Raw genomic sequence first — 14790 nt, forward strand, 5'->3', positions numbered from 1 at the left:
GATATTATAACTTCAGCGCCTTGCTGCGGCCTACCGAGGCCTCTTTAAGCAAATATTTTTTGTTGATGCGGGTAAGCTGCGCGTAAACCGAATCTTGTGCGCCGCGCACGCCGCTTAGCACGATAGTCGCGCTATCGGGGCGGGTGTAATGCAGTGTCAGTCTCTCGGGCGTTTTAAGGTTGCGGCTTGTCAGCTTTAAAACCTTAGTGGTGGTATCAACCGTGTAGTTGTAATAAATGCGCCCAATGGTACCGTTAAACTCGTAGTTGCGTTTATTGCTCGCGGTGTAAACTTCCTCGGCATTGGCGGTATCGGGCACCACAGCCTGGTTCGATTTTACGCTGATGGTTCCCCATTTTTCGAACACTACATCCTGCCAGCGGTTAGGGCTATACTCGTCATAAGGGATATCGGTGCCGTTAACGCGGTATTGGCTCACATTGTATATACCTGCTGCCCCGGGCAATGCTGCCGTATTAGGGAACTGGTAAACATCGTGATGGTAAGCGGCATAAGTTTTATAGCCATACAGCACTACAAAAAAGAAGATGAAGGCTGTTTTCAGCGCCAAACGGGCATTGGCTGGTAGCCCCTTAGCCAACGATACTTTAAATGTATTGGCAGCCGTAGGCTCACGCAAAGCAACCAGTTTGTAAAGCCGCAAAGCATCAAACACCAATAAAAACGATGCGATGGTGATAAGGTAAAGGCTGTACACAGTTTCGCCCCCCTCATAAGCAAGGTTGGAGAAGAAAACATTCCCGGTAAATACTACCACAGCAAAAGCACCAAAAGTAGCCGTACGGCGGAATAGCAATAACAAACCGGCTATGATCTCTACCAAACCCAAGAACGATTCGTAACCGGGCACGATGCCGAGGCTGAGCGAAAACAACTTCCAGCGGTTGAAATCGCCATACGCGGTGTTCAGGTTACTGATAGATGGGTACGGAGCCTGCAACGGGAAGAATTTGATAAAGCCGTAAGCGATGATACCAATGGCTAAACGATAACGCAGTATTACCCGTAGCCAATAGTAAAGACGGTTGTAGTTTTCGGCATTTTTATCGCGGGCCGTCCACACGATAGCGCCTATTAAGGCTATTACGCCCAGCAAGGCCCAATCGGCAAAAGTGCCAATGCCCCAGCCCGGGTTGCTGCTGCCTGATACAAATTGCGGCGTGTAGCGGCTGATGTAAAAAATATCGCCAAAACCAAGGTTTGCCCAGTTGATGCTGAACAGGTTGCCGTAGAACTTCCAATCTAAGGGAAGCGCCTGCAGCAAAAAGTAAATGGCGAAGAAACGGAAGAGTACCTTTTGGTAGCCCTCCCACTTGCTTGCATCGTTTGTAATTAATGTGTTCATGTTATTTATTTTTTTAATTGATATCCTGACAGACGCCGGGGGCAGATTCGAACTGCCGTAGAAGGTTTTGCGGACCCCAACCTATCCTCTCGGTCACCCGGCTATGGCCCTTTTCAAACCATTTTAGTATCCTGCATTTTGCGTCAACGCGGGGTCAACGGTTATCTGGTCTATTGGTATAGGCAGCACCAACTTTTGCGCGTTGGTTACGCCCAATACAGCGCTTGCCCTTCCGGTACGTACCAAATCGAACCAGCGGTGCCCCTCTAAGGCAAACTCTAAACGGTTTTCGTTCTCAATGGCCAGCAGCACATCGTCTTGCGTTAAAGCGGTAGTAACGGCAAGCCCGGCGCGGTCGCGGATGAGGTTGAGGTCAGCACGGGCATCGTCCAGTTTATTTTGCTGTGCCCTTGCTTCGGCGCGTATCAAATACAGTTCGGCTATCCTCAGCACATAGGCCGGGTCGGTAGCGGGGCTGCGGTAGTATAGGTTGCCATACCATAAACCGGCAGTTGTTTTAGCTACCAATGCGCTGCGGGTGCCGCCGGTCAGCGGGTCGTTAAGCAGGTTAAGTAGTGCTGTATTGGGTGCCCATTGGCGGGTGCCGCTGTTAGCAGGCGGCTGCCATTGCCCGCGGTGCCCATTGGTATAAGTAGCGCTATAAGCCAGCTCTAAAACCGACTCTTTAGTACCCACCGCATTATTGGCGAACCAGGCGCTATAAGGCTTCAGCAAGGTATAGTTAGCTGTTTTGGTTATCACCTGCGAGGCATATAGCTCGGCATTCGCCCAATCTTTTTGGTAGAGGTAATACCTTGCCTTCAGCGCCCAAACGGTTTCTTTATTGGCACGTACAGGGTTAGGCGTAGTAGGTGCGGGCAGCAATGGTTCGGCAGTGTTCAGGTCGCTTAATACCTGGGCGTAGGTTTGCTCAACGGTGCTCCGGGCTATGCCGTTTTTATCGCTGGCCGATAAGGTTGGCGTGGTTACTATCTGTACCCCACCCCATGTACGTGCCAGGTCGAAATAAGCTAAGGCTCTTACAAAGTAGGCCTCGCCCAACAACTGGTTTTTGTAGGCTGCGGTCAGCGTAGCATCGTTCACCTCGGGCAACTTGGCAATTACATAATTGGCCCTGTTGATAGTGGTATAAATAGCCAGCCATACGCTTGATACAGTTGCGTTATCTGATTTTACATTATGATCAATAAATTGCTGCACGATAGATTGCGAGCCCGTCCACTGCACATTATCTCCCGAAAGGTAACCTATCGAGGGGAAGCTTACCCCGTAATAGCTATCAGCCGCCAGCGCACGGTACACACCGCGCACGGCAGTTTCGGCAGACGACTTATCGAAGATGGTCTGCTCATCCGACACCGAATCTACCGGCTTTACATCCAGGAATTTGTTGCACGATACCAGTGTTACCAATAACACCGCCGTGGCTATATATTTTGTATTTTTTAATATGTTCATCTCTAAGCCCTCCTGTTATAAAGTAATGTTTACGCCCAACTGTACGGTATGCGGCTGCGGCGGTGTGCCCAGGTCTATCCCCTGCACGGCTTGGCCGCCGCCTACGTTCGCCTCTGGGTCGGGGCCGGTGTATTTGGTGAACAGCAGCAGGTTGCTGCCAACAACGTATACACGCAGCGATTGTATGTCTATCTTCTGTGTAAGGCTCTTAGGCAGGGTATAGCCCAGCGTTAACGATTTTAGGCGAATGAACGAGCCATCTTCTAAAAAGCGGCTGTTTTGTTCCAGCGTGTAGTTGTTGCCGTAAGCCGTTAAGCGGGGCACATCGGTAACATCGCCCGGTTTTTGCCAGCGTTTTAGCTGGCTGGCAAATATCACGCGGTTAGCATCGCGGGTACCACCGCCTTCGCCGAAAAAGCGGTTAAGGTTTAGCACTTTGTTACCCTGCTGAAAGGTGAACAATACCCCTGCATCAAAATTGCCCCAGGTAATATTGTTGCTTAAGCCTCCATAGAATTTAGGCAAGGCGCTGCCCAGTATCTGCCTGTCGGCAGCGGTGATAGTACCATCCTTGTTCACATCCTCGAACACTGCGTTACCGGTTTGCGGATCTACACTGGTTTGTTTATACAGCCAGAACGAGTACATGGAATAGCCCTGCTGCATGCGTATCCAATCGCGGCTGTACTGGTTAATAGGTACCGGCAGGCTGGTAATTTTATTGGTATTGCCCGATATATTGAAGCTGCTGCTCCAGCTAAAGTTGGCGGTTTTAATGTTGGTGCTATTGATGCCTACCTCGTAACCCTTGTTGCTTATTTTACCGGCGTTGCTGCTGTAGGTGCTGTAGCCTGTTATGTATGGCACGGGCAATTGCAGCAATACGTTGCTGGTTTGTTTGTTGTAAACATCGAAGGTGATGTTGAGGCGGTTGTTGAGGAAACCGATATCGAAACCGGCATTCACCTGCGCGGTACGCTCCCATTTCAGGTTGGGGTTGGCCAATTGTTGTGGTGCGGTACCGGGTTTATCGCCGCCGGTGGTATTGTCGGGGTAACCCGCGCCGCCATTCCAGAGGCCCTGGGCGGCAAAGTTATTGATGCCTGCCTGGTTACCGGTTACGCCGTAGCTGGCGCGAAGTTTAAGGTCGCTAATGGTGTTATAGTCGCGCAGGAAGCTTTCTTCCTTAGCACGCCATGAAGCACCTACCGAGGGGAAATAGCCCCAGCGGTTGTTGGCTCCAAATTTAGACGAACCATCGGCCCTGCCGCTTACTTCGAGATAATATTTGCTGGCGTAATTGTATGATATACGCGAGAAATATGACGATAAATTAGCCTTTGTATACGTTTGGTTGGCCGTACGCACCGATGCCGAGGAAATATCGGTATAGGCATTATTAGGGAAGCCCGTACCCTGTGCCGACGTAAGCTTGATGATATTACTTTGCAGCGTATTACCCACCACTACATCCAGCGTGTGTTTTTTATTGAACACGGTGTGGTAATTTAGTGTTTGCTCGTTTATCCAGGCACTGTTTTGGGTTATGGCCGATGTACCTAAGCCGTTGGTTGGCGAAGCACCCAATTGGGTTTTATCATTCCAATACTCCGATTCGTTATAGTTATCGTAATCTAAACTCCAGCTCGAGCGAAATTTTAAGCCTTTGATAATTTCTACATCGGCATACAAATTACCTATGTAGCGCAGGCTGGTGGTGTGTACATTATAGTTATCAAGCAGTACCTGCAGGTTATCGAAACCGGCGTAACGCGCGGGGGTGCCGTCGGCATTGGTTTCGGGCAGGTAAGTTGGCGTATGCAAAGCCGACTGGAATAAACCACCGGCAGGCCCATCGCCCGCACGGCCCTGTGTACGCAACGAACGCGATATGCTGCTGCTGGTACCCACCTGCACTTTATCGCTCACACGCTGGTCGAGGTTTACCTTAAGGCTGGCGCGACTGAAGTCTATCGGTTTGATATCAGCTTCCTGTTTGGTATATCCCGCGCCAATGTAATACTTGGTATCCTTAGAACCGCCCTCTAACGAGAGGTCATAGTTCTGCAATTTGCCGTTGCGGAATATCTTATCCAATCTATCATAGGTATTTTGTTCTGATGGTAAACCACGTGGTGCCGGGGTAAGCGTAGGGTTATCCGTTAAGGCACGGAAGGGAACATTACGGTAGGTATTTTGCCCGGCGGTATTGCCTGCTGCAACCGCATCAGCATAAGAGTTGCGGTAAAACTCGTTCACAATCTCGGCATGCTCGGGGCCGGTGGTTAGTTGCCACAGGTCGCCCTTTGGTTGCCAGGCAACACCTTGCAAAGTATTAAAACTCACCTTTGGGCGGGCGTTAAAGTTACCGCGCTTGGTAGTTACTATAACAACACCATTGGCACCCCGCGAGCCGTAGATGGCCGTAGCACTGGCATCTTTCAATACCTCAATGTTCTCGATATCGCTTGGGTTAATATCCGCTATGGGCGATGTGGCCCTGCCGCCGGTATTTACGGTTTGCAGGCTGGTGTTGTTCATAAACACACCATCCACAATATAAAGCGGGTCGTTACTGGCGTTAATTGATGTGGTACCACGTACACGTACAAATACACCATCGCCGGGCACGCCGGTATTAGAGTTTATTTGCACGCCACTGGCTTTACCCTGTATTTGCGCGTCGAAACCGGCTACAGGGGTATTCTTTACATCGTTTGCTTTTATAGTAGCAACCGCGCTGATGAGGTCCTTACGGGTTTTGGTACCGTAGCCAACTACAACTACATCATTCAGTATTTGCGACGATGGCTTCAGGTAAACTTCTAAAGGGCTGCCGTTTACTACCAGTTCCTGCGATTCGTAGCCTATAAATTTTACAATTAGTGTGTAAGGGAATTTTTGACCGGTAACAAATTCAAATCGGCCTTCGCTGTTGGTGGTAACACCGTGGGTAGTACCTTTTATACTCACGGTAGCGCCGGGCAGTACATCGCGGTTAGCAGCATCAAAAACGCGGCCTTTTAGTACAGAGTTAATAGTTGGGGGTGGTTCGGTTTGGGCCAACCCGATGAGCGGGGCGGCAAGCAGGAGCATAATAAGGGCATATTTTAATGCCATTATTTTCTCAACAGGTATAAATATTCGCATATTTAGCGAGGTTTTATGTTGATAATAATTGTTGACAGAAACCGGGGAATGAACTTCGGTGAGTGATTGGCGTTACGTAACCGAAACTTCATTTTGACGACCGGCGAGGCTTCCTTGCCGGTTTTTTTATTTGATGGATAATTTTAACACATGGTGTAGCTTGTTATTGTTGCAGGATGTGCACACCCCTCCCCGGGGCAGGCCTCAACCTGTTATATTATGGATATCGGAAAAATGGATTCGGCGTTAGCAGCAAGGGCAACAACAACAAGCCATGCGCTGTTCAGCGGCTGCCTTGCAGTTGTTAAATTCCGGAGTAAGTGTTGCTTTAAAGTAAGCGGCTCTCATTGCTGTATTTTTTTCTACGCGGCAAACATATAAATAAAAATATAAACTACCAAATCCATAGACTTAATATATTATATTATTTTTGCAGATGTTCTTTTATCATTTGGAAATAGCCCGTGCGGCTATATTTGTTCATCTTATAATATGGATAGTTTAAAAACATACGCTTTAGTAACAGGTGCCACCAGCGGCATTGGCAAAGAGTTGGCCACACAATTGGCAGCAAAGGGCTACAATGTGCTGTTGGTTTCCCGTTCGGCAGATAAACTGGAGTTGTTGTCGCGGGACCTGGTCGAACAATACGGCGTAGACGCTAAACATCTGGCAGCCGACCTGTCCATCGCGAGCAGCGCGCAAACCGTTGCCGATTGGTGCGCAGCTTCCACGTCATCTTTATCCATATTAATAAATAACGCGGGTTACGGGCTTTGGGGCGATTTTGCCGAACTGGAACTCCCGGCGCAGCTAAACATGCTTCAGCTGAATATTAATGCCGTGGTTGAACTAAGCCACCGCCTGCTGCCCTTATTAAAACAACAAAAGCAAGCTTATATATTAAACGTGGCCAGTACGGCTGCCTACCAGGCGGTGCCAACGTTGGCATTGTATTCTGCAAGTAAAGTGTTCGTCCTCTCCTACTCCCGTGCCTTGCGTTACGAGCTAAAAGATACGCCGGTATCCGTAAGCTGCCTTTGCCCAGGCCCTACTGCCACCGGCTTCGCCGACCGCGCGGGCATGTCGGCACTGGCAGAACTGGCCGATAAATTCAACATGCAGCCGGATGAAGTTGCTGCCAGCGGACTAAAAGACATGTTCGACAAGAAAGCTGAAATTATCCCGGGACTGCTCAATAAGCTATCTGCCGCCGGTGCAAGGCATCTGCCTAAGGCCTTGATAGAGAAAATATCAGCCGGGTTATACGACCGCTAAAATATTTCGAAATAAATTTTGAAACAGCGTAACAAGCTCTATATTTGCATTGTCTATTAAATCTATAGACCTTATATATTTTGATAATAAACACCTCCATATATATAGTTCGCACTTCGCGAATGCCTCTCTTTAAAAGGCAGGGGTGTTGCTGTTGTTGTTAATTCTCATCAACATCCCGGCGCTGTGCCGGGCAACAGTATTATTTCATTTATCATCTTATTTTCTTTTTCTCCATGTTACAAGATTATTCAAGGTTTACCTTAGGGCAAACCATAAGCGACGAACAACGCGCGTTTTTCAATAAATACGGCTTTATCCATTTCAAAAACTTTATTAAACAGGAAACTGTAGACGCCATTATCAAAGCATCAGAACAGGTGCAGCAGCGCTGGTTGGAAAACGATGTGCAGAAAGTAAACGGCGTACCCATCAAATTCGGTAAGGATATCGATGGTGCTGCTATTGTACAGCGTTTCGCCTTCATCAATCAGCACCATCCCCTGCTCGAAGAATTTTCGTTAGACCCGCGCTTTCAAACCCTGCTAAGCCTGGTTGGCCCGGGTGCACGCCTGGGTACACACGAAAAAGATGGAATGGTGCTTAACCACTACGTGAACGCTGCCGAAAGCAGCTTCACCCAAATGGGCTGGCATACCGATGGGCTGCGCGATATTTTCCACGGCAGCCGCCTTAACCCCATGCTGAACGTGGGCATACACCTCAGTACCCTGAAACCCGAGAACGGCGGCCTGCGCATTTTGCCCGGTACACACGAGCAAAGCCTTTACGGGATGCTTTTCCGCAAACGTTACTTTTTGGATAATAATGCCGATAAAAACGAGGTAGCCATCGTTCCCCAAGCCGGCGACCTTACCATACACGATGGCCGCCTGTGGCACCGTGTAGCCCAATCATCCGTAATTGGCGAAGAAAGCCGCCGCAGGGTTATCTATATCCCCATTATAGCAGGCAAATACGCCCCGAAAAACGAGAATAGCCCTACCGCTTTGTATCAACGTTTTGCCGGACTTGTAAAGTAACCTGATATGCTGATAGCACTCATAATTGGGTATTTGCTGCGCAGGCGCAAGCAGTACATTTTGGCAAAAGCAACGGTGAATAATGGGGGATTTGAGCACCGTGATATAGGCATCATGGTTGATAATAGTCGAAAACTTCTTTATACATCTACCATTGAAAACAAAAAGAGGCATACCGAAAGGCGTGCCTCTTTTGCGTGATAGCGGTCGTATGTCGCTCGGTGAGTTTACTCACCCAGAATGCGCTACGCTGTTCGAACCTCTCTGTCTGCGACAAAATGGGTTTAGAAAAAAATCTTATTGAAGCTCACCCTCTTTCCGCGTAGCGAAGAGAGGGTCGCCCAGCGATAGCGGGGTGAGTTAAATAGCGACGAACCCATTACGGCCTCTACGCAGCAATAGCCTTATACAAAGCGGCCAATTTCTCAACCGTATAATCTATCTCCGCAGCGGTATTAAATTTACTGAACGAGAAGCGGATGTTGTTACACGAAGTATCGGCACCAATAGCTTTCAGCACATGAGAGGCTGAACCGGTAGAGCATGCGCTACCACCCGATGCCGAGATACCCTGCCGATCGAGGTAGCTGAGCAGGTTGCCGCCCGCGTAGTTTTCGGGCAGGCTTACGTTGAGTACGGTGTAAAGGCTTTTATCGGCAATAGCAGAGTTGCCGTTGAAATAGATATCCCCTACCTGCTCCTGCAGTTTGGTTATCATCCTGTTTTTAAGGTTTTGGATATAGGCGTGGTGCTCGTCGATATCTCGGTAAGCAATTTCCAGGGCTTTGGCCAGGCCGATGATGCCGTGGATATTTTCGGTACCGGCGCGTAGTTTGCGCTCCTGCCCGCCACCGTGCAGTAGTTGAGATAGTTTTATCCCATCTCGGCAGTAGATAAAGCCCACACCCTTTGGCCCGTGGAATTTATGGGCAGATGCAGCTATGAAATGTGTGTTTAGTTTAGATAGGTCGTGACGGTAGTGGCCCATGGTTTGTACCGTATCTGAATGGAAAAGTGCGCCCCTGCTTTTACACAGCTCCCCTATCAGTTCGATATTGTTGAGGTTACCAATTTCGTTGTTGGCATGCATTACCGATACCAGCGCCGGGCCGTTATAGCGCAGTAGGTCGTCCAGGTGGTTAATATCCAGGTTACCGCGGTTATCAGTATTGATGAAACTGAGTTTTATTTCGCCTGCTTTTTTTAAAACCTCCAGGGTATGCAATACCGCATGATGCTCAAATGGCGTGGTGATAACATGTTTAACTCCATGAGCACGCACAGCCGACAAAATAGCTGTATTATCTGCCTCGGTACCACCGCTGGTAAACACAATTTCGTTGGGCGAAGCATTCAGCAGTCCGGCAATGGTAGCGCGTGCGCCCTCAATAGCTTGCTTTACTTCGCGCCCATGCCCGTGGTGCGACGAGGGGTTGCCGTAAAATTCCAGCAAGTATGGGGTAATGGCTTTAAATACTTCGGTATCGAGTTGGGTGGTGGCGGCGTTGTCGAGGTAAATGCTCATGGTTTTGTTTTGTTTAATGTTACTATATGGCTTTTAGTAACTTATCTGAAAACAAGAGGCATAACCGCCGGCGCATTCGCGCTTTTAATTGATGCATATCTTATCTTTCTCCATGTAGTATGGAGCAGGAATTAGCACCTTTTACCCGCTAAATAGCCGGTACAGGTTGCTAAGACGTCGTAGGGCCTTTCCCTCTGTCTTTCTGGATAAGTTATTAAAAGAACTAATTAATGATGCAAAGATATAATAAATTCTATAATTCCTATAGACTTTATATAAATATTGAAATTATTTTTTTGAGAGACTATTTAAAAGGCTGTTGGTAGCGATGGATTTGAAAACCATTACTTCGGAGATCCAATTAGAACGCCCGTCCAGGCGTCCACGCCTGGATGAAAATATTTGTGGGCGTCCACGCTCACGGATCTCGCCAGCGCGGACGCTGGCAGATATTAACATTCAGGCGTGGACGCCTGAATGGGCGGGTAAAAACTACACTTTCACCCACAAAAAAAGCCCTCATTTCCGGGGCTTTGTTGTAAGGATAACGCCTTTATCCCGTGCATATTGCGCCTTAAAAAATATAGTTAAAAAAAGGTCGCAGCCCACAAATGCCTGTATATATTTGGGCTGCAAACACCTGTAAAAACCAATTGCTATGGGCAAATACACGCTAAATTTCGGGGAGATAAACAAAGGGCATATCAACCTTGCAGGCGGTAAAGCAGCCAACCTTGGCGAGCTTTTGCTGACGGAAGGCATAGTGGTTCCGCCCGGTTTTTGTGTAACTACGCAGGCCTACGGCGAGGTTACCGATAGCACTCCCAGGCTGCAATTACTGCTTGATGAACTGGAAAGCCTCACCCCTGCCGATCGGAAAAACGTTGCCACAATAAGCGCTAACGTCCGTAAATTGATAGAGGAACAGCCTATAACGGAAAGCGTTGCGAATGAAATAGCCGAATCCATAAAACTATCGGGCGAAAGCATCGCTTATGCCGTGCGCTCGAGTGCCACTGCAGAGGACCTGCCCGGAGCTTCTTTTGCCGGTCAGCAGGATACTTATCTCAACATCATTGGCACGGATGCCATCCTGAAACACATCAGCAAATGCTGGGCATCCTTATTTACCGAGCGGGCCGTTCTCTATCGCATGCAAAACGGCTTCGGGCAGCGGCAGGTGCGATTGGCCGTAGTGGTGCAGCAAATGGTATTTCCTCAAGCCTCCGGCATTATGTTCACTGCCGACCCTGTGAATGGTAACCGCAAAGTGGTGTCAATAGATGCCGGCTACGGGCTTGGCGAAGCCTTAGTGTCGGGCTTGGTAAATGCCGATAACTATAAAGTGAAAGCGGGGGCCATCATTAATAAAATTATCCCGGCAAAAGCGCTGGCTATTTATACTGATGAACAGGGCGGCACCAAAACGCACGATATAGAACCCGACTTGCAAACTGCGCAGGTGCTAACGGATACGCAGATCGTTCAGTTAGCCACGCTCGGCGGGAAGATAGAACAACACTTCGGCGCACCGCAGGATATAGAATGGTGCCTGGCCGATGGAGAGTTCTACGTTGTGCAAAGCAGGCCTATAACTACCCTATACCCGCTTCCGGAAGTTACGGATGCGGATAAACACGTTTATATATCGGTGGGGCATCAACAAATGATGACGGATGCCATGAAGCCGCTGGGGCTATCGATATGGCAGTTAACAGCCTCTCGCCCCATGTATACCGCAGGTGGCCGCTTGTTTGTTGATATAGCCGCCGGGTTGGCTACCGCAGCCGGCAGGCAGGCACTCATGAATACCCTCGGCCAGTCGGACCCATTGGTGAGAGATGCATTAGAAACACTGATGGCGCGGGAAAATATAGAGAAGCCCGAGGCCGACGTAACGCCCCTATCGGCCGCCCCTCCGCCCCGCCCCCAAATTGCTAACGACCCTGCCGTGGCGGCCAAGCTGGTACAACAAAGCCGCGAATTAATGGCATCGCTGCAACAACATCTCGAAGGCAAACATGGCGCGGAAGTTTTCAGCCTTATTTTGGAGGATATTAGGCAGTTAAAGCAATTGCTCTTCGAACCAGATAATATAGGGGCTATCATGGCAGTGATGAGCGCTACGCTATGGCTTAATCAAAAAATGGCGGATTGGCTGGGTGAGAAAAACGCAGCCGATGTACTTTCCCAATCCGTAACGGGTAACATCACAGCTGAAATGGGGCTTGAACTGATGGACGTGGCAGACGTAATTCGCACATATCCGGAGGTAGTGAATTATCTTGAAGATACTAAACAACATAACTTTTTAACGGGCTTGGATAACCTCCCCGGCGGACTCGAAAGCCGGCAAGCCATCGAAGATTACCTCATCAAATACGGCATGCGCTGCGCGGGCGAAATAGATATTACCAAAATCCGCTGGTCCGAAAACCCTGCTATCCTCATCCCGCTTATCCTTACCAATATTAAAACATTTGCGCCGGGAGCAGCTAAGCAACGCTATGAGCAGGGCCTGCGCGAGGCTATTGCCAAAGAGCAGGAACTATTGGTGCGCCTAAGAGAACTGCCCGACGGGGAAACTAAAGCTACGGAAACTGCCGAAATGATAAGCCTGCTGCGCAATTTCAGCGGCTACCGCGAATACCCCAAGTACACCATGGTGAGCCATTATTTCGCCTGGAAGAAAGCATTACTAAAGGAAGCGGAACAGTTGGTAAATGCCGGATTATTGGAGGAAAAGGAAGATGCCTTCTACCTAACTTTCCACGAGTTTCAGGATGCTGTGCGTACGCAAAAGCTTGATGATATGCTCATCGCGAAGCGAAAAGAAGAACACCGCCTGTTCGAAAAGCTTACCCCGCCTCGCGTGATGACATCTGACGGCGAAGTGATAACCGGGCGTTACAAGCCGGAAAATTTACCCGCAGGCGCTATTGCGGGCCTGGCGGTTTCTTCGGGGATAGTGGAAGGCAGGGCGCGCGTTATCCTTAAAATGGAAGATGCCGATATACAGGATGGGGACATATTAGTAACCGCTTTTACCGACCCAAGCTGGACGCCCCTGTTCGTATCGATAAAAGGTTTGATAACCGAAGTAGGCGGCTTAATGACCCACGGCTCCGTAATTGCCCGCGAGTACGGTCTACCGGCAGTGGTAGGTGTAGAAAATGCTACCCGGCTCATCGCCGACGGGCATCGCATACGGGTGAATGGTACAGATGGGTTTGTGGAGTTGCTGTAAGTAAAAAGCGCCGCGGGTTACCGCAGCGCTTTTTTGTTGATTTTTTTGAAATAGCGGTTGTCCAAAGCAATTAACCCGCCAATACAAGGTTGCGCAGTAGGTGCAAAATGTCGGTAGAAAGATATTAATCCAAGGAACAGCGTGCCGTTAGGTACGCACCTCCGTCAGTTTCGTACCTAACGGCACGAGCGGCTACTATCTTTTTTGTACTACCGACCTTTAGCCCCGATGGGGCTATTCCTTGTTTCGGTCCCTATCTCCATCCGCCACCAACGGCCTGGTACAGGTTTATGCTGCTCAGGAACATATCGCGGCGGGTGTTGGCCATATCCAGTTCTGCTTGTAACACGCTTTGCTGGGCGGTTATGATCTCCAAGTAATTGGCGCGGCCCACTACGTACAAATCATTAGCTACCGATAGGGCATTAGTTAGCGATGTTAGCTCCTGCTGTTTCAACTCGTAATACTGCCCGTAGTTTTCAATGGCGTTCAGTCCGTTACTTACTTCGCGATAGCCTGCCAGTATGTTCTTCTGATAATTGTACACGGCTATTTTGCTTTCGGCAATGCTGCGGTTCAGGTCGGCTTTCAAGGCGTTCCTGTTGAATATCGGCGCAGTTAAGCCCCCCAAAATACCATAGGTGAACGAACCCGGGTCGAACAGCAAGCCTGCCTTGAAAGCGTTGTACCCTACGTACGGCGTTAACGTTAACGATGGCAGGAAAGCCTTACGGGCAGCCTGTATATCGGCATTGGCAGCGGCCAGTTCCAGTTCGGCGGTTTGTATATCGGGGCGGTTCAGCAGCAATTGCGAAGGTATACCTACTTTCACTGCATCAGGCAGCTTTGCCGACATGATAGAGGTATCGCGCGGAATAGTCCCACCGAATTTGCCCGTCAAAAAGCTCAGCTCGTTCTCAGCTTCTTTCACCTGCTGGCGCGTGAGCGATTCCATAGCGCGGGTACGCAGCAACTGGGCCAAAAACTGCTGTACGGCCAATTCAGTAGCGCGGCCGCCAAGTTTCTGTATCTTCACTATCTCCAGCGCTTTTTCCTGCAATACGGTATTCTTTTTAATAATACGCAACTCGGTATCCAGCGCCAGCAATTGGTAATAGGCTTTGGCTATCTCTGCCGCAAGAGATGTTACCACCAACCTTTGTCCGCTTTGCGATGCCAGGAAACGCAGGTAGGCCGCTTTTTTGGTAGCGCCAAGTTTACCCCATAAGTCCACCTCCCACGAGCTTTGAAAACCCAGGAAGTAATCGGGCACGGGGTTAGGTATCTTTTGGTCGCTGTTAATGTTGTTCGAAAAATTGGTGTCGTAGTTACCCACGCCGTTTTGCGTGTAATCGCCATACTTTTCAACACCTGCGCGTGCCGTAGCATTTATTTGCGGCAACAGCCTTGCAGCAGCCCCGCGCACATTGGCACGGGCAGCCTCTACCCTTTGCAGTGCAGTAAGCATATCGGGGTTGGCCAACAAAGCCGAATCTATCAGGGTAACCAGGTTAGCATCCGCAAAAAAGCTTTTTACCGGCAGGGTGGCAATAGTAAGGGTATCGGTACCACCGTTAAAGGTTGCGGGCATGGCCTTATTGTTTTCGACCAGGGTTGCCTTATAGTTTTGGCAGCCCGCCACCAGCAGCGTGGTAGTAGTAAACAGGATGATATAATAATTTGCTTTTTTAAGCATAGTACG

General features: G+C 49.3%; 8 protein-coding genes and 1 riboswitch. Of the genes, 3 read left to right on the top strand and 5 right to left on the bottom strand.

All coding sequences use genetic code 11. The features are described 5' to 3' along the window. Nucleotides 1–4 precede the first annotated feature (4 nt). From BC343_RS28450 to BC343_RS28460, 3 genes are all read right to left on the bottom strand, one after another. Complete coding sequence (locus BC343_RS28450) at nucleotides 5–1366, bottom strand: hypothetical protein (RefSeq protein WP_078351206.1); 1362 nt, start codon at nucleotides 1364–1366, stop codon at nucleotides 5–7. A 123-nt stretch (nucleotides 1367–1489) separates the two neighbouring features. Next, nucleotides 1490–2845, bottom strand: coding sequence for a RagB/SusD family nutrient uptake outer membrane protein (locus BC343_RS28455; protein ID WP_078351207.1), 1356 nt, complete (start codon nucleotides 2843–2845; stop codon nucleotides 1490–1492). A 15-nt stretch (nucleotides 2846–2860) separates the two neighbouring features. Beyond that, nucleotides 2861–5995, bottom strand: coding sequence for a SusC/RagA family TonB-linked outer membrane protein (locus tag BC343_RS28460; RefSeq protein WP_078351208.1), 3135 nt, complete (start codon nucleotides 5993–5995; stop codon nucleotides 2861–2863). Nucleotides 5996–6487: 492 nt separating this feature from the next. Here BC343_RS28460 and BC343_RS28465 point away from each other — a divergent pair, with 492 nt between their 5' ends. Continuing rightward, nucleotides 6488–7273, top strand: a complete 786-nt coding sequence (locus BC343_RS28465; protein ID WP_078351209.1) for an SDR family NAD(P)-dependent oxidoreductase — start codon at nucleotides 6488–6490, stop codon at nucleotides 7271–7273. Nucleotides 7274–7509: 236 nt separating this feature from the next. Next, nucleotides 7510–8316 carry a phytanoyl-CoA dioxygenase family protein gene (locus BC343_RS28470; protein ID WP_078351210.1) on the top strand — a complete coding sequence of 269 codons (807 nt, stop codon included), beginning with the start codon at nucleotides 7510–7512 and terminating at the stop codon, nucleotides 8314–8316. A 388-nt stretch (nucleotides 8317–8704) separates the two neighbouring features. Here BC343_RS28470 and BC343_RS28480 read toward each other — a convergent pair whose 3' ends face one another. After that, the gene (locus BC343_RS28480; RefSeq protein ID WP_078351212.1) at nucleotides 8705–9841 is read right to left on the bottom strand and encodes a cysteine desulfurase family protein; all 1137 of its coding nucleotides are present in this window, start codon (nucleotides 9839–9841) and stop codon (nucleotides 8705–8707) included. Between the two features lie 97 nt (nucleotides 9842–9938). Next, nucleotides 9939–10054: riboswitch (SAM riboswitch) on the bottom strand. A gap of 445 nt (nucleotides 10055–10499) precedes the next feature. On the opposite strand from BC343_RS28480, the gene rph reads away from it, so the two are divergent. Further along, entirely contained in the window at nucleotides 10500–13088 is a 2589-nt protein-coding gene (gene rph / locus BC343_RS28485; RefSeq protein WP_078351213.1) for a rifamycin-inactivating phosphotransferase, read from the top strand. 253 nt (nucleotides 13089–13341) lie between these two features. Here the strand turns inward: rph and BC343_RS31755 are convergent, their stop codons facing one another. Beyond that, nucleotides 13342–14784 carry a TolC family protein gene (locus BC343_RS31755; protein WP_078351214.1) on the bottom strand — a complete coding sequence of 481 codons (1443 nt, stop codon included), beginning with the start codon at nucleotides 14782–14784 and terminating at the stop codon, nucleotides 13342–13344. Nucleotides 14785–14790 lie beyond the last annotated feature (6 nt).

The sequence above is a fragment of the Mucilaginibacter pedocola genome (assembly GCF_002013915.1).
GTDB lineage: Bacteria > Bacteroidota > Bacteroidia > Sphingobacteriales > Sphingobacteriaceae > Mucilaginibacter > Mucilaginibacter pedocola.